This window comes from Chitinophaga silvatica (assembly GCF_003419895.1).
Taxonomy (GTDB): domain Bacteria; phylum Bacteroidota; class Bacteroidia; order Chitinophagales; family Chitinophagaceae; genus Chitinophaga; species Chitinophaga silvatica.
Map to the genome: position 1 here is coordinate 262,414 of NZ_QPMM01000004.1, position 17,189 is coordinate 279,602.

General features: G+C 40.7%; 18 protein-coding genes. 5 read left to right on the forward strand and 13 right to left on the reverse strand.

All coding sequences use genetic code 11. The features are described from left to right. Nucleotides 1–31 precede the first annotated feature (31 nt). Nucleotides 32–826, reverse strand: a complete 795-nt coding sequence (locus DVR12_RS10510) for a GLPGLI family protein (RefSeq protein WP_147323443.1) — start codon at nt 824–826, stop codon at nt 32–34. Nucleotides 827–1,010: 184 nt separating this feature from the next. On the opposite strand from DVR12_RS10510, the gene DVR12_RS10515 reads away from it, so the two are divergent. After that, nucleotides 1,011–2,411 (forward strand): sensor histidine kinase, encoded by a 1,401-nt coding sequence (locus tag DVR12_RS10515; RefSeq protein ID WP_116975631.1) that lies wholly within the window; start codon nt 1,011–1,013, stop codon nt 2,409–2,411. Nucleotides 2,412–2,427: 16 nt separating this feature from the next. Beyond that, nucleotides 2,428–3,117, forward strand: coding sequence for a response regulator transcription factor (locus DVR12_RS10520; RefSeq protein ID WP_116975632.1), 690 nt, complete (start codon nt 2,428–2,430; stop codon nt 3,115–3,117). Here the strand turns inward: DVR12_RS10520 and DVR12_RS10525 are convergent. Further along, nucleotides 3,114–3,899 carry a sensor histidine kinase gene (locus tag DVR12_RS10525; protein WP_116975633.1) on the reverse strand — a complete coding sequence of 262 codons (786 nt, stop codon included), beginning with the start codon at nt 3,897–3,899 and terminating at the stop codon, nt 3,114–3,116. The genes DVR12_RS10520 and DVR12_RS10525 overlap by 4 nt on opposite strands. Nucleotides 3,900–4,001: 102 nt before the next feature. On the opposite strand from DVR12_RS10525, the gene pheS reads away from it, so the two are divergent. The 3 genes from pheS to DVR12_RS10540 all read left to right on the forward strand — a co-directional run bounded on the left by pheS (nt 4,002) and on the right by DVR12_RS10540 (nt 6,980). Beyond that, entirely contained in the window at nt 4,002–5,030 is a 1,029-nt protein-coding gene (pheS, locus tag DVR12_RS10530) for a phenylalanine--tRNA ligase subunit alpha (RefSeq protein WP_116975634.1), read from the forward strand. A 63-nt stretch (nt 5,031–5,093) separates the two neighbouring features. Next, the gene (locus DVR12_RS10535) at nt 5,094–5,945 is read left to right on the forward strand and encodes a 3-hydroxyacyl-CoA dehydrogenase NAD-binding domain-containing protein (RefSeq protein ID WP_116975635.1); all 852 of its coding nucleotides are present in this window, start codon (nt 5,094–5,096) and stop codon (nt 5,943–5,945) included. A gap of 51 nt (nt 5,946–5,996) precedes the next feature. Then, nucleotides 5,997–6,980: an NAD-dependent epimerase/dehydratase family protein gene (locus tag DVR12_RS10540; protein WP_116975636.1), complete on the forward strand. Its 984-nt coding sequence runs from the start codon at nt 5,997–5,999 to the stop codon at nt 6,978–6,980. On the opposite strand, the gene DVR12_RS10545 is transcribed toward DVR12_RS10540, so the two are convergent. The 11 genes from DVR12_RS10545 to DVR12_RS10595 form a co-directional block, all read right to left on the reverse strand. After that, nucleotides 6,972–7,643, reverse strand: coding sequence for a hypothetical protein (locus DVR12_RS10545; protein WP_116975637.1), 672 nt, complete (start codon nt 7,641–7,643; stop codon nt 6,972–6,974). The two genes, DVR12_RS10540 and DVR12_RS10545, sit on opposite strands and share 9 nt — an antisense overlap. Nucleotides 7,644–7,711: 68 nt before the next feature. After that, the gene (locus DVR12_RS10550) at nt 7,712–8,662 is read right to left on the reverse strand and encodes a UDP-3-O-(3-hydroxymyristoyl)glucosamine N-acyltransferase (protein WP_116975638.1); all 951 of its coding nucleotides are present in this window, start codon (nt 8,660–8,662) and stop codon (nt 7,712–7,714) included. A 508-nt stretch (nt 8,663–9,170) separates the two neighbouring features. Further along, nucleotides 9,171–10,529, reverse strand: a complete 1,359-nt coding sequence (hemN, locus tag DVR12_RS10555) for an oxygen-independent coproporphyrinogen III oxidase (protein ID WP_116975639.1) — start codon at nt 10,527–10,529, stop codon at nt 9,171–9,173. A gap of 4 nt (nt 10,530–10,533) precedes the next feature. Then, on the reverse strand, nt 10,534–11,241 hold the full coding sequence (locus DVR12_RS10560) for a sulfite exporter TauE/SafE family protein (protein WP_116975640.1): 708 nt from the start codon (nt 11,239–11,241) through the stop codon (nt 10,534–10,536). Nucleotides 11,242–11,244: 3 nt separating this feature from the next. Continuing rightward, a complete protein-coding gene (locus DVR12_RS10565) occupies nt 11,245–11,682 on the reverse strand; it encodes a FixH family protein (RefSeq protein ID WP_116975641.1) in 438 nt (145 codons plus the stop codon). Nucleotides 11,683–11,712: 30 nt separating this feature from the next. Beyond that, a complete protein-coding gene (gene ccoG, locus DVR12_RS10570) occupies nt 11,713–13,101 on the reverse strand; it encodes a cytochrome c oxidase accessory protein CcoG (RefSeq protein WP_116975642.1) in 1,389 nt (462 codons plus the stop codon). Nucleotides 13,102–13,103: 2 nt separating this feature from the next. Further along, complete coding sequence (locus tag DVR12_RS10575; protein WP_116975643.1) at nt 13,104–14,147, reverse strand: cbb3-type cytochrome c oxidase N-terminal domain-containing protein; 1,044 nt, start codon at nt 14,145–14,147, stop codon at nt 13,104–13,106. A 13-nt stretch (nt 14,148–14,160) separates the two neighbouring features. Further along, entirely contained in the window at nt 14,161–14,340 is a 180-nt protein-coding gene (locus DVR12_RS10580; protein ID WP_116975644.1) for a CcoQ/FixQ family Cbb3-type cytochrome c oxidase assembly chaperone, read from the reverse strand. Nucleotides 14,341–14,352: 12 nt separating this feature from the next. Continuing rightward, on the reverse strand, nt 14,353–16,527 hold the full coding sequence (ccoN, locus tag DVR12_RS10585; protein WP_116975645.1) for a cytochrome-c oxidase, cbb3-type subunit I: 2,175 nt from the start codon (nt 16,525–16,527) through the stop codon (nt 14,353–14,355). Between the two features lie 32 nt (nt 16,528–16,559). Further along, nucleotides 16,560–16,718 carry a cbb3-type cytochrome oxidase assembly protein CcoS gene (gene ccoS, locus DVR12_RS10590; RefSeq protein WP_116975646.1) on the reverse strand — a complete coding sequence of 53 codons (159 nt, stop codon included), beginning with the start codon at nt 16,716–16,718 and terminating at the stop codon, nt 16,560–16,562. 6 nt (nt 16,719–16,724) lie between these two features. Beyond that, nucleotides 16,725–17,015: a cupin domain-containing protein gene (locus DVR12_RS10595; RefSeq protein ID WP_116975647.1), complete on the reverse strand. Its 291-nt coding sequence runs from the start codon at nt 17,013–17,015 to the stop codon at nt 16,725–16,727. Between the last annotated feature and the right edge of the window lie 174 nt (nt 17,016–17,189).

Genomic DNA, 17,189 nt, shown 5'->3' on the forward strand with positions numbered 1-17,189 from the left:
GGAAATTGAAAGGTAGGATGAAAATTTACATCTATTGTTGCCGCTCACGTAATTTCTCCATCTGCTCTCTTCTAATTTCTCTCATCTTTTCCTGACTGATTTTTTCTGCGCCGGCAGGAATGCTCAGATCTTCAGTAACAGGTTTCAGATCTACTGATTTTGCAGTAAAGGCTCTTCGGCTGCTTTCGGCTGCCAGTACTACTGCATTGTTTTCCGGTAACAAACCATTAACTGGTGAAAAGCTAAAAGGCAGGTCTGTAGTATACCAAACAGTATATGTATCATCTTTCAGTTGAATAGTGGCTCTTTTACAAGTGTACCCAGCTATCTTTTTAGTTTTATCTGATGATTTACTATTCGCAGTATAGATATAGTCTTCTTCTGTGTAGAATACCTTCTTATCGTCTCCAAATGTGCTGAACACCTGTTCATATTTTTTGTTGGCCAGGTCTACATACTGAGCATTGCCACCAGGGCCCATCATCATTCTTCCTCCTTGTCCACCAGGTCCACCAGGTCCTCCAGGGCCGCGACGACGGGAAGTATCTCCGTCCGGGCGCTGTTGCCTTCTTTGCCCGCCGAAGTCGGGGCGTTCAGTGGTGATTTTACCTACATTATCGTTGAAGGTAAAAGTTTGGTTGAAGGTAACTACATCTGGTACTGAATTGTTGTCGTCGTTGCCTCCACGATTAAAGCCTCTCATGCGCTCCGGGTCCATACGGGCAGTAACTTCATACGTAATAACACCAGATTTCTGAGCAAAAACCGGACTGGAAGCTGCAATAAATAAACCAGCGGCTATAAATGATCTGAAATTTTTATTCATGGTTTTATTCTGTTTGTAAGGCACAAAAATCTGTATTTGGGCGGTTTTTTTGGGTTAAAAACCTTTATTTATTGTTATTTACTGTTAAGTGAGTTAATCTTCCTTATCTAATGTTAATTACTGTTAAGGAATTATCTTGTTTTAGAAAGGGAATAGATAGTTTTGTAAGCATAGAACAAACTACATGCGAAAAAGAATCAGAAATATACTTATCCTAATGTGTATCTGTATTCTGGGCATTTTTCTGTTTCAGGGATACTGGTTATACAATTCCTATCGCTTTAGAGAAGAACAATTCAGAAAGGAGATTAATGAATCGTTGAGGAATGCGATAACAAACAATATCTCTTCGGAAGTGCGCAGATATATTCGGAACTATGGAAAGGATACAACAATAGCTAAGTTATTGGAAGAGTTCGATAGAACCCGTAGAAAAGTCATCATCCGCCCCGATGATAGGTATGCTGGTCCTCCCCCCGGCGAAATGTTTAGGGGTCGCTATTATGCCGATACATTAGCCAGGCAAATAACGGAATACCTTATTGCAAATAACCTGCATGACGATAGCACCAACATTGCAAAAATTGACTCTGCATTTAAGTCGGAACTGACCAACCGCCAGATCAGTACTCCATATGCCCTGGATACTTTCTATTGGGATATGAAAGGGTTTGAGCGGGAAAGTTTTAAAGATAGCTTGCGAAGAAGAACACCAAGGCAAACGGCTAAGATTCCTGTAAGCCCAATCAGCAACCTGTTTATTCAGGCAACTTTCGAGTCGCCACTCCAATTTATTTTGCAAAAGATGATTTGGACACTGCTCTCTTCAGTGGTTTTACTTGCATTAACTACCATCAGCTTCATTTATATGTTACGCACAATCCTCAAACAAAAGAAATTATCTGAGGTGAAGAGCGACTTCATAAATAACATGACACATGAGCTGAAAACACCTATTGCTACTGTGTCTGCTGCCGTTGAAGCATTACAGAATTTCAATGCGCTTAGCGATCAGCGTAAAACTCAAACCTATCTCGATATTTCAAAAAATGAATTACAGAGATTATCTGATCTTGTAGAAAAAGTATTGCACATTGCTGCTGAAGAAAAGGAGGATATAGAGCTGTTCAGGGAAGAAACAGATCTGAATGAAATTATCGACAATATATTATCCAATCATCAGTTAAAATCAAATAAAATCATTCAGGTGCGTTATGATAATAACCTGGCTGGTAAGCTGGTATATGTAGATAAAGTTCATCTGGGTAATGCGATCAGCAACCTGGTAGATAACGCAATTAAGTATTCACGCGATCAGGTGCAACTTTATATTCAAACTAGCCTGGAAAATGGTATCTTGAAGATAAAAGTGAAAGATAATGGCATAGGAATTCCTAAAGCCTATCAGCACAGCATCTTTGATAAATTTTTCAGAGTACCTACAGGCAACCTTCACAATGTAAAAGGATTTGGATTAGGGCTGAGTTATGTTCAGAAAATAGTGACCATGCATGGAGGTACAATCCAGGTGCATAGCGAGCCGGATAAAGGCAGTGAGTTTACCATCATTATTCCATCAGCATAAATAAACAATAAAGGAAATGGCTAAAGTACTATTGATAGAAGATGAAGTTCAGTTAGGTCAGATTGTTAAAGACAGCCTTGAAATGAGAGGCTTCGAAATGTTATATGCTGTTGATGGAAGAGAAGGATTAAGGCTATATCAGCAAGAGCGCCCCGATGTAGTGGTACTCGATATTATGATGCCTAATATGGACGGATTTACTGTTACCTCTGAAATAAGAAAGCACGATAAAGTTACTCCTATCATCTTTCTGACAGCCAAATCACAAACTGCCGATGTAGTAAAAGGGTTTGAACTCGGAGGCAACGATTATCTGAAGAAGCCCTTCAGCATGGATGAACTGATTGTTCGGATCACTGCACTGTTGAAACGGTTTAAGGATAACCCGGTTACAGAACAGGAGCCGGAAGAAGGTTCCGTGGCAATTGGCCAGTATATGTTTAATTATACAAAGCAAACATTATCCCGCAACAATAATGTAGAATTCCTGTCGCATCGGGAAGCCGCTATACTAAAGCGACTTTACGACAACAAGAATGACATTATGGAGAGAAAAGCCATACTAATCGAACTATGGGGAGACGACAACTTCTTCAATGCCCGTAGTATGGATGTTTTCATCACAAAGCTTCGCCGTTATCTGAAAGAAGATCCTAAAGTACAAATTGTGAATATTCGCGGTGTTGGATATAAGCTGATTTTTTAACTAACAGGTTTCGACTCAAAAGTGACGTATACTATGGTTCCCTGGTCGTCCGGCAGGTCTTCGATGTTTATTTCATACTGTAGCTGGTGTAGCGACCTATAAAGCATAATTCTTTCCATACATATATCCATGCCTTTACTTCTATAATTCCCGGCTTTAAGGCCATCAGGCTTTCTGTTTTGTGATTGGAGTCGTCCTATTCCATTATCGATAATCTCGCAGACATATAAATCTGGTTGTGGTTGCAACCAGTTTATTTTTAGCTCCCTATTATCTTTTTTGGGCATCAACCCATGCCAGATGGCATTTTCCACAAATGGTTGTATTAGCATACTGGGAACACTTAGCCGGGGATCGATATTGGGTTCTACGTGAATGGAATAAGAAAATCCTTCATTGGTCCGAAGTGTTTCCAGTTGCAGGTAGATCTCCAATAAATCTATCTCTTCCTTCAACGAATTATGGTGGTTTTCTGATAATACGAGTACTCTTCTCAAGAGCTGTGCAACCCCGGAGATGTAAGCCTCAGCAAGGGCGCTATCATTTGTAATGACTGCATTATGGATGCCATTCAGACAATTGAAAATAAAATGAGGATTAACCTGCGATTTTAGGTTGATGAGCTTCAATTCAGTTAATTCCTGTTGAAGTGCTGAAATTTCCTTATCCTTTTCTTTAAATCTATTAAGATAATATGCATTTGTTCTGTTTTGAACAAACAAGACAACCAGGGCACAAGTGCCCAATAACACTAAGGAAAGAGTCAGTAAGATGACGAACATACCATCGTAAAAGATTTGCTATGAAAATATACGTTATTTCTCTAATAAAGGGATTAGATTGAGGATGTCAGTTTTTGCCTTAATCACTTATCTTTGTTGTTTATGGAACAGTTAGTACAGCAAATAGCAGCCTACAAAGAAGAAATAGCGGCTTTTACGCCTGCAGGCGCAGCGGATCTTGAACAGTACCGCATTAAATTCCTGGGAACAAAAGGCATTGTGAAAGCCCTTTTTGGGGAAATGAAGCAGGTGCCTAATGACCGTAAGAAAGAATTTGGACAAATTTTAAATGATTTCAAGCAATTTGCTGAAGCGCGTTACGAGCAGTTTACTGAACTGAAAGAAAATGGTGCGGACAGCGACAGTAATATTGACTATACATTACCGGCAGAACCCCATCGTTTGGGTACCCGCCATCCTATCAGCCAGGTGAGAAATAAAATCATCAGGATTTTTGAACGTTTGGGTTTTACCATTGCTGAAGGTCCTGAAATTGAAGATGACTGGCATAACTTTACTGCATTGAACCTGCCGGAAAATCATCCGGCCCGTGATATGCAGGATACTTTCTTTATCAGTAAGAATCCGGACTGGCTTTTACGTACTCAAACCTCATCGGCACAGGTGCGTGTAATGGAATCCGGAAAGCTCCCTATTCGGATTATCAGCCCTGGAAGAGTATATAGAAATGAAACAATTTCGGCTCGTGCACACTGCTTTTTCCATCAGGTAGAAGGATTGTATATAGATGAAAATGTATCATTTGCAGATCTGAAGCAAACCTTATATCATTTTGTGAAAGAGATGTTTGGTGAAAATACAGGCATCCGTTTCCGTCCTTCCTACTTCCCATTCACCGAACCAAGTGCAGAGATGGATATAGTATGTTTCATCTGCGGGGGAACCGGCTGTAATGTTTGTAAACATACCGGATGGGTAGAAATCCTGGGTTGCGGAATGGTGCATCCGAAAGTGCTTGCCAATTGCGGAATAGACCCTGAAAAATATTCGGGTTTTGCATTCGGAATGGGTATAGAGCGCATTACAATGCTTAAATATCAGATTAAAGACCTTCGGTTATTCTCGGAAAACGATGTTCGTTTCTTAGAGCAGTTTGAAGGAACTATATAATTGTAGCAAAGGGGTTATCATCAATGATAACCCCTTTATTTTTTCTGAATCCCAAATCTCACAATGGCTACTTTATCAATTGCTGTTTGCGGTGCAGGTACAATGGGGGCCGGCATAGCTCAAATTGCTGCATATAGCGGTTTTAAAACGCTACTATACGATATTCAGGAAAGTGGACTGGAAAAGGCTAAGGCTCAAATTGAGAAAAGCCTGGCTGGCGCTGTTTCAAAAGGAAAACTGACAGTTGAAGATCAGGAGCAAACCCTGCAACGAATCAGTTATATTACCAACATAAACGATTGCGTCGCGGATGTGATTATCGAGGCAATTGTAGAGCAATTGCCGGTGAAAATAGAACTGTTCAAACAGTTGGCAGCCAACAATGCCGAAAACACTATTTTAGCCAGCAATACATCCTCCTTGAGTATATCTGCAATTGCGGAAGGAGTTGATAATCCATCCAGAGTTGTGGGTATGCATTTTTTCAACCCTGCTCACCTGATGAAACTGGTGGAAGTCGTAAGTGGTAAACAAACTGCGCCTGAAACTGCCGACATTGTATATGAATTGGCTTTGCAAATGGGTAAAGTGCCTGTAAGGGTTAAAGACTCACCAGGTTTTATTGTAAATCGGGTTGCCCGGCTATATTATCTGGAGGCTATGCGTATTGCTGAAGAAAAAGGAGCAGATTTTAGCGATATAGATCAGTTATTGGAAGGTGTTGGATTTAAAATGGGGCCATTTGCTTTAATGGATCTGATAGGAAATGATATTAACCTTGCCGTCTCCCAATCGCTTTATGAAGCCTTTGATGAGGCGCCTCGTTTTAAGCCCAGTATATTGCAGGAACAACGTGTAAAAGAAGGAAAGCTGGGACGTAAAACAGGATTGGGTTTTTATAGGTACGAACAATAACAGGTTTTGCCTAAATTTGGGCCACTTTCAATAAAAGAATTTTTAGTATTCATGATTTTAGTAACTGGCGGAACAGGATTTTTAGGGAGTCATTTGATTCGGGCATTAGTAGCAGCAGGGAAACCTGTAAGAGCACTGTATCGAAATCAACCATCCGTTCGGTTACAGGATATTGCCCATAAAATAGAATGGGTGCAGGGCGATATACTCGATGTTTGTGTATTGGAAGATGCAATGAACGGAGTATCCCAGGTTTACCATTGCGCAGCGGTAGTTTCATTTCAGGCAGGGGATAAAGACCGGTTAATGAAAATTAATGTTGAAGGAACTGCCAATGTGGTGAATATTGCATTGGATGCCGGGGTTAAAAAACTTGTTTATGTAAGCTCGGTAGCCGCAATTGGCAGAGCAAAAGATAACGGACCTATAGATGAGCAGTGTGAATGGCAGGATAGCGCTAATAACTCCCGATATGGCGTAAGTAAGCACCTTGGTGAGATGGAAGTATGGAGAGGGATTGCCGAAGGCCTGGATGCTGTAATTGTGAACCCTGCAATCATTTTAGGATCTGGCTTCTGGAACGATGGCTCAGGAGCATTGTTGAAAAATGCATGGAAAGAATTTCCTTTTTATACACTTGGCGTAAACGGATTTGTGGATGTAGAGGATGTGGTAAAAGTAATGATAGGGTTAATGGACAGTGAAATAGACGGAGAACGTTTTATTCTTTCTGCCGAAAACTGGAATTATCAGCAGCTCTTTACTACAATGGCCAATGCATTGGGGAAAAAGCCACCTCACATAGCTGTAAAACCATGGATGGCTGAAGTTGTGTGGCGATTAGAGAAGGTAAAAGGTATGATCACAGGTAAGCATCCACTGGTAACAAAAGAAACAGCAAGAACTGCCCAGCTGAAAGTATATTATGAAAATGGTAAAATACTTGAGGCACTACCCGGGTTTAGGTTTAAACCACTGGCAGAAACAATTAAAGAAATTTCTACAAACTTCCTAAAGGAGAACTCCTTACAATAGAAATGCAGCTATGGCTGCGCCTAAGATGTTACTGGTTTCGGTATCCACATTTTTATTCATCCATACTTTAGGGTGTTCTCCGGGCATTACAGCTGCAATCAATTTCCCATTAGAATAAAACTCATAACAGATATTCTCGTAGCTGTTGACCTTCCCGAAATGGTTGTGAGCAGAGATGCGGAATTCCCGTTCAGAAGAGCGTAAAACTCCCGCTGTTTTATTACTGTTCAGTTCCAGATAATGGGCGGCTTTAACAATCATCTCCCACTTATTTAATGGATGTTGGCTGGTACCATTTATCATTGTATATCTGATAGCAGTATTTGGAGCAAGTGTATTAAAGGCAGCTGGCAGGTTTCTGCTGGTAAAAGCAACGGCAGTTGTACCTAAAGTTTGTACCAGTATATGTTCTCCATTGCCATCAACAAAGAAGCTAAAGGGATCTTTGGGAGATTTGATGAAAGTTGGCTCTGTTAGTCCGTTTTTTCTTGGAGTAGTAGTATAAGGTCCGAAGGTTATTGTTTTAGCGGTAAGCCAACCATCTTTTACTGTTACCGGCCATTCCTGTTCTTTGGTATACAAGTCGTTGGAAACAGTAATGTTTTTACTGGTACTGCAACTCCACAGCAGTAGTGGTAATATAATGGCAAGAAGATATCTCATTGCATGATGGTTTTAGGCAAGGTGATGGATATTAGGTTTGAATATCTATCACCTTGTGAATAACGCTTTTATTTACCCAAATCTTTTACCTTTTCCCAGATTTCAGGAATACGTTTGATCCAGGCAATTTCCTTTCTTTTTGCTCTCGCATCTTCAGCCGGATAACCGAAGTAAACCTTTCCACCTTCCAGGGAAGAAGGAACACCACTTTGAGCCAAAACAACAGCACCTTTTCCGATGGTCAGATCTTTATTAACACCAACCTGGCCCCAAAGGATTACGTTGTCCTCTATTTTTGCCTTACCTGCAATACCAACTTGTGCGGCAATCAGGCAATTTCTTCCTACCACAGTACCATGTCCGATATGGATCATATTATCCAATTTGGTACCCTGGCCAATGATGGTATCTCCACTCACCCCTTTATCAATTGTACATCCTGCTCCGATCTCTACATAATCTTCAATAATAACTCTGCCACAGCTCTCTAATTTATCGTAGATCACCTCTCTTTCTGCTCTTTTCTTGAAGTAGAAAGCATCAGCACCAAGCACCGTACCTGCGTGTATAATTACATTATCTCCGATAACACAGTGATCATAGATCGTAACGTTAGGATGGATAATACAATTGCGACCTACTTTAACGTGATTACCGATGAATACATTGGGCTGAATAATAGTTCCCTCTCCTATCACAGCAGTATCACTGATCGACTTTGATGCTGGTTCGAAAGGACGGAATTTTTTGACAAGGCTTACGTAAGCACTAAACGGGTCATCTAATACCAAAAGTGCTTTTCCTTCCGGAACATCCACCTTCTTGTTAATGATAATGATAGTGGCTGCAGAATTCAAACTGGCATTATAGTATTTTTCAAAGTCAACAAATGAGATATCTCCAGGTGTTACTTTGTGTATTTCATTGATACCAGTTGCCAGCAACTGGCTGTTACCAACTAGCTCAGCGCCTATTAATGCTGCGATATCAGTTACTGCAACAGGTTTTTCGAACTTCATATAACAGTGAATTATTAAATAATAATTAAGCGCAACAAAGGTAGTAAATGGATAGTTGCAACAATCAAAATATGGCGGTTCGATGACGAGGATTTGAAAGTTTTATTCTGCTGTTATCCACAATTATTTTAGTGGTGTGAATAAAATTTTTTGTAAAATTTTTCTTTTGTGATGAAATTCTTTTTAATATTGTGTAGGGAATTTTGTTTTCCTGTACTTACTAACCCATTCACATAACAAGAAAGTCTGATTGTTCCAACGGTCAGACTTTTTTTATTGCCCTTGAAACATGCATGAATAGGGCGTTACAGCGGATTCATTTTTTAAGTGTTACTTCTTTTTCACTTCTTCTCTTTCTGGTTCTCCTGTTTTTTTAAAAATCCGGATTCGAATTACGGGATACCCATTTTTTCATTTTTGGGGAATCTGAGGTCGTTTTTTTAGAATTTTAATAAGTACGGTGGCAAAAAAATTTGCCACCGTTTCAACTTCATAAATATCAACTTGTCTATATCGCCTTACTAAAGAGTTGTGAATGTGGAATTTGGCGCCATAATCTCGCATCAAATGCCATACAAATATTTCTGATAAAGGGTTTGCCCTTTGATGTAACAACTACCTTCTGAGGCAATACTTTTACCAGTTCATCCTTTTCGGGTTCCTGAAGTCTTTGTAACCCTTCAATCACAGCATCACATTGTGTATCGGCCCTCTCCCACTGTGTTTCGAAATTGCACATGAGGTTATGAATATGCCTGCGTATCAGCAAATCTTCAGTGTTCAAAATATGTCCTTTTACTATGGGGAAATAACCGTTATTAACAAGTTCCTGATAAGCTTGTACCTGTTTTTCATTCTGTACATAAGCATACCAGTTATCGCCAATAGAGGATGCTCCTAAACCCACCAAAAGAGAAGTGTGAGATACGGTATATCCCATGAAGTTGCGATGTAAATTCCCGGTTTCAAATGCTTTATGTAATTCTTCTCCGGGTAAGGCAAAATGATCCATTCCAATTTCAGAATATCCATTCATGTAGAACAACGACTTACCTAACTCATACAACCTTCTTTTTTCAGCTTCCTGAGGCAGATCTGCTTCGGTATACTTACGTTGTCCTGTTCCTTTGATCCAGGGTACATGAGCATAGCTATAAAAAGAGATCCTGTCCGGGCGTAATTTTACTACTTCATTGATAGTTTCGCGCATCCCGGTAGCAGTCTGTAATGGCAATCCGTATATCAGATCGAAATTGATGGAGGTATAACCAATTCTTCGGGCGTTCTGAACCACCTCTGCCACCATCTCCACAGGTTGTATCCTGTTAATGATTTCCTGCACTTTCTTATCGAAATCCTGGATACCCAAACTGAGTCTTCTGAATCCCATATCGTATAAGGTTTGAAGGTGTTCGGCAGTTGTATTGCCGGGATGACCCTCAAAGCTCAACGAAGCATCAGGAAGTACCGTTGCCGTTTCATAAATCCTGCTAAGCAGATGATTCAGATTATCGGCACTAAAGAATGTGGGAGTACCACCTCCCAGGTGTATTTCTTTTATCCTTGGTTTACTCCCAAAAACAGCCAGATATAAATCCCATTCTTTCAATAAAGTATCGATATACGGTGTTTCTACCTGGTGGTTAATGGTGATGTATTTATTACAGCCGCAATAAGTGCATAATTTCTCGCAAAACGGTAGATGAATGTATAAGCTTATCCCTTCCTTGCCATTGGTTTCCATAAACGATTTTTTCATCAATGTTTTCCAGGTATCCTGGTTAAAGCTATTCTCTTCCCAATATGGTACGGTAGGGTAACTGGTATATCGTGGAGCCGCCACATTATATTTACTGATTAAGCTCATATCTTTAAGGTTTATGACAACAATTTGTAACTACGTGTTCGGTGTTTGCCTGCATGACCGGGCTAACATATGGAATCCCCAGATTCAGGCCCCGGAGCAGTAATAATATACCCATGATTGCTACTACTACCGGTATCATCTGGCGCATTTTATTCCGTATTGAAATGCTGAATAAATGACTGAACCAGGCCACTCCTGCCATCGCCGGAAATGTGCCCGCTCCGAATGCTGCCATGAATAGCATTCCATTAATTACACTACCTGTAGATATTGCTCCGGCAATTGCCAGATATACCAATCCACATGGTAGCAGCCCATTTAGAAATCCGATAGCCAATAATGTATGTAACTTCTGCTGACGTATCAGATGGCCAAGACTTTGCTTTAATTTATTGGTAAAAAAGGAAGGTAAATATTGATTGATCCCCCATTTTTTACCTGTATATTTTAGTATTACAACTATCAGCAACAAAATTCCCAGAATAATAGACAGCCATTGCTGAAAACCTCCCAGGTACAGTTGTTTTCCCATCCATCCAAAGGCCAAACCAAGCATTGAATAGGCAGCAATTCTTCCAAGGTTATAAAGGATTATACCCATCATCTTTCTGGCACCAGAGAGGTGCTGTACGGGGAGCGATAAGGCAACCGGACCACACATCCCAACACAGTGAAAACTGCCCGTAAATCCTAGTATGAATGCTGTTAACATGGCTTAATTAATTGTTAGTGTCTGTTCCTGATAATAAGGACGATCGTTCATCGACCATTGAAGCTTCACTTTATACAAACCAGTTGTAAATCGGGTCTTTTCTATTAGTAATTGTCCTGCTTCATCTATTTTAAGCGGAACAGAAACATCTTTGCGGGAATCTGACGGACGATAGAAGGTTAACTGGCCACTGATTGGTTTTTCACGCATTTCCTGTGGAAATGTAAGAACTACACTTTCTCCCGGCTGGGAAATAGTAATGGGTGTAGACAGATTATTTGCATTTTGCTTCCCATCAATAACCTGCTGGTACTTTAATTCCTCCTTGTAGTAGTCCGGAGTTACCATATCTATTTTGGTTCTCAGACTTTTCGTAACCAAAGTGAGCATTCCGGCGGCAAAGACCACAAAAACGATGATTATTTTATATCCCCAATTCATTGCTAAATGATTTTAAGGTGAATAATTGATTTATTGAACAGGGCCTAAAAATGTAGTGCTCAATCCCGATATCCTGTTATTCCTATCGTCATAAATTCCAACATGGATAGTGGATTTTCGCTGATGAATCATTTTTTTAGGAAGTATGATAAAGAAGGTTCCTTCTCCCTGTTCTCCGGCTTTTACATGAATAATAGGATTACCAACCATGGTAATTGCTCCTGCCATCTCTTCTACTTTAAGATGAAGCGGGATATCGTTGCCTGTTTTATTCACAAGTTTAATTCTGTAGAGATTTGACAGGCTATCTATTCCCTGCTCCTGATACAACATACCCGGAGTGCGCATAATGGTGCCGCTTACAGGTTTTCTGCTTACCAGCATAGTAACGATAGCTCCAAGCAGTAAAATGAGAACACTGCTGTAAACTTTGAGCCTTGGAGAAAAGCGAAGTTTCTTTTTCTGGGCAATTCCATTTTCGGATGCGTAACGGATCAGGTTGATCGGCCGACCCGTTTTTGCCATCATAAAATTGCAGGCATCTATACAGGCAGTACAGTTAGTACATTCCAACTGAGTACCGTTTCGTATATCAATCCCTGTAGGGCATACCTTCACACATTGGTTACAATCTATGCAGTCGCCCAATTCGTTTTGGTCACTTTTACGGAATTTTCCCCGGGGCTCACCTCTCGTATAGTCATAGGCAACGAGAATACTGTTTTTATCGAGTAGTACACCCTGTAACCTGCCGTACGGACAAACAATCGTACAAATTTGCTCACGCATAAATGCAAACACGCCGTAGAAAACACCTGAGAAAATGATGATGGCTAAGAATCCACCCTGGTGTTCGGATAATGGGTCGGTAATAATTGCTTTAAGTTGGTCGGCTCCAATGATATAGGCTAGGAATAAATTGGCAATAAGGAATGATAAAGTATAGAAAATGAGGTGTTTGGAAGTTTTACGGAAAATTTTATCTGCATCCCAGGGAGCTTGATTCAGGAGTTTTTGTTTAACAGCATCCCCTTCAATCCAATACTCGATTTTCCTGAAAAGCATCTCCATGAAAATAGTTTGAGGACACATCCATCCACAGAATAGCCTACCAAACGCCATAGTAAATACGACGATAAACAAAATGAAGGCAAGCATCGCCAACCCGAAAATGAAGAAGTCCTGCGGCCAGAAAATAGAACCAAATAAAATAAATCTGCCTTCTACTACATTGAGCAGGAATAAAGGCCTGCCATTTATAGAAATAAACGGCAGGCTACAAAAAACACTAAAATAAAGGAGGCTTACTACGCTACGGATATTATACCATTTGCCTTTCGGCTTCTGGGCGTATATCCAGTTGCGTTTGCCTTGTTTATCAACGGTGGCTATAGAATCTCTGAATGTATTGTCTGTCATACCTATTCTTTTTGTCCTTGCGGCTCTTTGGGATTAGCAGGATTAGAACCATGGATCGACTTAACAAAGCTGGCCAGCTGGGCAAGTTGTTTGGGTGAAAAATCTTCCTGCCAGGCTTTCATTCCTTTCTCTGCAACGCCGTATTTAATAGTTTTAAATACATCGTTAATCTTTCCTCCATGAAGCCAGTAATCGTCTGTAAGGTTAGGCCCAACAACTCCCTGACCCTGGGCTCCATGACAAGGGGCGCAACTAGCCACGAAAAGCTTTTGGCCAGCTGCTAATTCGCCTGCATCCGTGAGGAGGGTAACATTGTTTTCATCAATGTTGTTAGCGGCTTTTTTAAGGTATTCTTCCTTTGCAATAGCTGCCTTTTCTTCGGCAGCAGCCAATTCTTCCAGTTGATTAGGGGCTGTGTGGGAAATCTCTGTTCGCCAGGTATATACGATTCCAAATCCGATAGTGAAAATGAAGCCCCACTTCCACCATGGAGGAGTAGGATTGTTGAGCTCTCTGATGCCATCATAATTGTGACCCATATCAGCCTCTTCTTCAGATACAGCATCCAGGGATTTGGTTCTATTTAATCTTTCCAACCAGGTAACTCCCACCTTTTTAGTAGCTGTTTTTACCTTTTGTTTACGCTTAATACCCACAAGAAATTTTAGTGTAAATATTAAACTGAAGATTACCAGTATTTCAACCCCTAATACCGAAAGCAGAAGATAGTAGGAATAAGAGTCCAGGGTCGCGAAAATCCCTTGTGCAGAGGCCTGATTACTGAATAATGTTAGCCCTGCTAATGCTGCAATTGCTACAAGCTTCTGCCCTTCTTTTTTGATCCGCTCTCTGTACACTTCAATTGCTCCAAGCACGGCATTTCCCAAAACAATAATTACAATGGCCAGACCTACTATCACTATCATCAGGATAATTGCAACCGGATCAAATTCCTCTGTTTTTGTCGGAGCTTCTTGTGATAAAGCAAACAGCCGTGGACTTAATAGCAGATTAGCCAGTAATAACAGTATATATGATTTTTTCATGTTAGTTTTTCTTTTACAGGGATTGAGTGTCGTCACAGTCGAGCGGTATTTTACTTATCTGATCTACCATTTTCTTATCGGCTTTGAAGGCCCAGAAAGCAGCTCCTACAAAGAAGGCAGAGAAGAGGATCAGTGAGGCCATTGGATAAATACTTATACCAGATATTGATTCCAGATAATTGATGAATTTCATGACGATAAGTTTTTATGGTTTAAAGGCTCCTTCAGGCTCTGTAGAACTTTCCTGTACAGCTTCTGCAGGTTGAGTTTTTACTTCTGCTTTAATATCTGTTCCTATACGTTGCAGGTAAGCAATAAGTGCTACGATTTCGCGATCCGGTTTGATAGGCAGTTTATCTTTTTCCAATGCCGCGGTAATTGCCAATGCCTGTTTATCCAGATCTGCGATAGCCTGTTGCTCATAGCCATCAGGGTATGGAACTCCCAGCTTCCGCATAACATTGATCATTGCAGGTGTTTTTGCTCTGTCTACCCTTTCTTCAAACAACCATGGATACCCTGGCATGATAGAACCTGGTGACATAGAGGTTGGGTCGAGCATGTGGTTGTAATGCCATGAATCAGGGTATTTACCACCAATACGGGCCAGATCCGGACCTGTACGTTTAGAACCCCATTGGAATGGGTGGTCGTATACAAACTCACCGGCTTTTGAATATTCACCATATCTGGCTACTTCATCACGGAAAGGACGGATCATTTGAGAGTGACAGTTATAGCATCCTTCGCGGATGTAAATATCTCTACCGTGTAGTTCCAGCGGTGTATATGGTTTTACGCTACTGATGGTAGGTATATTGCTTCTTACAAGGAATGTAGGCATCAATTCGAGTAATCCGCCAATGGCCACTACAATCAAACTAAATACCAACAGCTGAATAGGACGACGTTCGATCCAGTTATGCCAGTGTGCCTTACCATGTGTTTCAATTACTTTAGGTAATGGTGCTGCTTCAGCTGCTTCATTGGCAATGAAACTACCGCTACGGATTGTTTTCCTCAGGTTCACCACCATTAATACCAGTCCACTGATGTACAGTAACCCTCCCAGTCCGCGCAATGCATACATCGGAACGATGGTAGTAACGGTTTCCATGAATTGATACTTCAGTTGTCCTTCTTCTGTAAACTGTTTCCACATCATACTTTGAGTGAATGCAGCCCAGTACATCGGAATCACGTAGAAAATAATTCCCAGGGTACCAATCCAGAAGTGAGTGTTAGCCCATTTTTTTGAGTATAACTGAGTACCGAAGAGACGTGGGATCAACCAATATAAAATACCGAAAGTGAGGAATCCATTCCAACCTAAAGCACCTACGTGTACGTGTGCGATAGTCCAATCGGTATAGTGACTGATAGCATTCACATTTTTGAGTGACAGCATAGGGCCTTCGAATGTAGCCATACCATAGCAGGTAAGAGCTACTACAAAGAATTTCAGAATAGCATCTTCTCTTACTTTATCCCAGGCCCCGCGTAGGGTAAGTAAACCGTTGAGCATACCACCCCATGATGGAGCAATCAGCATAATACTAAAGGCAGTACCGAGGGTTTGAGCCCAGTCGGGAAGTGCGGTATATAATAAATGGTGAGGACCAGCCCAGATATAAATAAAGATTAATGACCAGAAGTGAATGATAGACCAACGATAAGAATAAACAGGTCTGTTAGCTGCTTTAGGTACGAAATAATACATTAATCCCAGGTACGGAGTTGTAAGGAAGAAAGCTACAGCGTTGTGGCCATACCACCATTGCACAAGAGCATCCTGCACACCAGCATACCAGCTGTAGCTTTTGAATAGGGATAAAGGGAATTCGAAAGAGTTAATTATATGTAACATGGCGATGGCTACCCAGGTTCCAATGTAGAACCATATAGCTACGTAGAGGTGAACTTCCCGCCGGCGCAGGATGGTTCCCAACATATTTGCACCAAATACTACCCAGATGAGCGTAATAGCTATATCAAACGGCCACTCAAGTTCGGCATATTCTTTACCGGTGGTATAGCCAAGAAATAAGGTAAGTGCCCCACCGGCAATAATTGTTTGCCATCCCCAGAAGTGTATTTTACTGAGTAAATCGCTGAACATACGGGTTTTACACAAACGTTGCAGCGAATAATAGACACCCATAAAAATACCATTACCAACAAAGGCAAAAATGACAGCATTGGTGTGAACTGGCCTTAGGCGTCCAAATGTAATTGGAGCATATCCAAAATTAAGTCCGGGAAATGCTAGCTCCAATGCAGCCCACAATCCGGCCAGCATGCCTATTAATCCCCAGAAAATCGCGGCATAGGCAAACCATTTCACGGTACGGTTGTCGTAATAGAATTTTTCGAGTGACATTATTGGTATTTAAAAGGTTATCAGATTTTCGTTTATTCGTTTATGTTATCTTTCTTGTCTTCAAACAGTATCCGATGTGCCGGAGAATAATCATCTTCAAACTGGCCGGTTTTAACAGACCATATAAATGCTATCAAAAACCCTAAAGCCACGACAAGACTTGCGCCCAGTAAGACAATGATGATATCCATAGTTGATTATTTAATTAATAATAATCTTGTTGTTTCCAGTGCCTGAAGTGCATGTATTTCATTTGCCTTGAACGTAAATGTATCGCCGGCATCCAGTATCGTTATTTCATCGTTTAGCATAAACGCTATTCTCCCCTCCAGAATCAATACCATCGCATTAGTAGATGATGTATGTGGTGGAATTTGATGCCCTTGTTGAATGATCAGCAGGGTGGCGTCGAAACGTTTTGTCTTAAATAAAGCACAGCTCTTTATTTTCTCGTTTCCATCGGCCAGTAAGACGTTTATACCTTTCATTTACAGTTTATATGAAGTAATAAATGCCACATTTAAGACAAACCTTACCCGTTTCGTGTAAACAACCTTTTTCAGGTTGTTTACACGACTCATTTCAAATACGGGCGAATTGAGGTTTTGCTTAGATTTTAACTTGTGTGTCTCGTGATATTACAAAGGTACTGGGAGCTTATC

Coding starts and splice junctions, on each gene's coding strand:
- DVR12_RS10510 (WP_147323443.1), bottom strand. CDS start 826: ATGAATAAAAATTTCAGATCATTTATAGCCGCTGGTTTATTTATTGCA.
- DVR12_RS10515 (WP_116975631.1), top strand. CDS start 1,011: ATGCGAAAAAGAATCAGAAATATACTTATCCTAATGTGTATCTGTATT.
- DVR12_RS10520 (WP_116975632.1), top strand. CDS start 2,428: ATGGCTAAAGTACTATTGATAGAAGATGAAGTTCAGTTAGGTCAGATT.
- DVR12_RS10525 (WP_116975633.1), bottom strand. CDS start 3,899: ATGTTCGTCATCTTACTGACTCTTTCCTTAGTGTTATTGGGCACTTGT.
- pheS (WP_116975634.1), top strand. CDS start 4,002: ATGGAACAGTTAGTACAGCAAATAGCAGCCTACAAAGAAGAAATAGCG.
- DVR12_RS10535 (WP_116975635.1), top strand. CDS start 5,094: ATGGCTACTTTATCAATTGCTGTTTGCGGTGCAGGTACAATGGGGGCC.
- DVR12_RS10540 (WP_116975636.1), top strand. CDS start 5,997: ATGATTTTAGTAACTGGCGGAACAGGATTTTTAGGGAGTCATTTGATT.
- DVR12_RS10545 (WP_116975637.1), bottom strand. CDS start 7,643: ATGAGATATCTTCTTGCCATTATATTACCACTACTGCTGTGGAGTTGC.
- DVR12_RS10550 (WP_116975638.1), bottom strand. CDS start 8,662: ATGAAGTTCGAAAAACCTGTTGCAGTAACTGATATCGCAGCATTAATA.
- hemN (WP_116975639.1), bottom strand. CDS start 10,529: ATGAGCTTAATCAGTAAATATAATGTGGCGGCTCCACGATATACCAGT.
- DVR12_RS10560 (WP_116975640.1), bottom strand. CDS start 11,241: ATGTTAACAGCATTCATACTAGGATTTACGGGCAGTTTTCACTGTGTT.
- DVR12_RS10565 (WP_116975641.1), bottom strand. CDS start 11,682: ATGAATTGGGGATATAAAATAATCATCGTTTTTGTGGTCTTTGCCGCC.
- ccoG (WP_116975642.1), bottom strand. CDS start 13,101: ATGACAGACAATACATTCAGAGATTCTATAGCCACCGTTGATAAACAA.
- DVR12_RS10575 (WP_116975643.1), bottom strand. CDS start 14,147: ATGAAAAAATCATATATACTGTTATTACTGGCTAATCTGCTATTAAGT.
- DVR12_RS10580 (WP_116975644.1), bottom strand. CDS start 14,340: ATGAAATTCATCAATTATCTGGAATCAATATCTGGTATAAGTATTTAT.
- ccoN (WP_116975645.1), bottom strand. CDS start 16,527: ATGTCACTCGAAAAATTCTATTACGACAACCGTACCGTGAAATGGTTT.
- ccoS (WP_116975646.1), bottom strand. CDS start 16,718: ATGGATATCATCATTGTCTTACTGGGCGCAAGTCTTGTCGTGGCTTTA.
- DVR12_RS10595 (WP_116975647.1), bottom strand. CDS start 17,015: ATGAAAGGTATAAACGTCTTACTGGCCGATGGAAACGAGAAAATAAAG.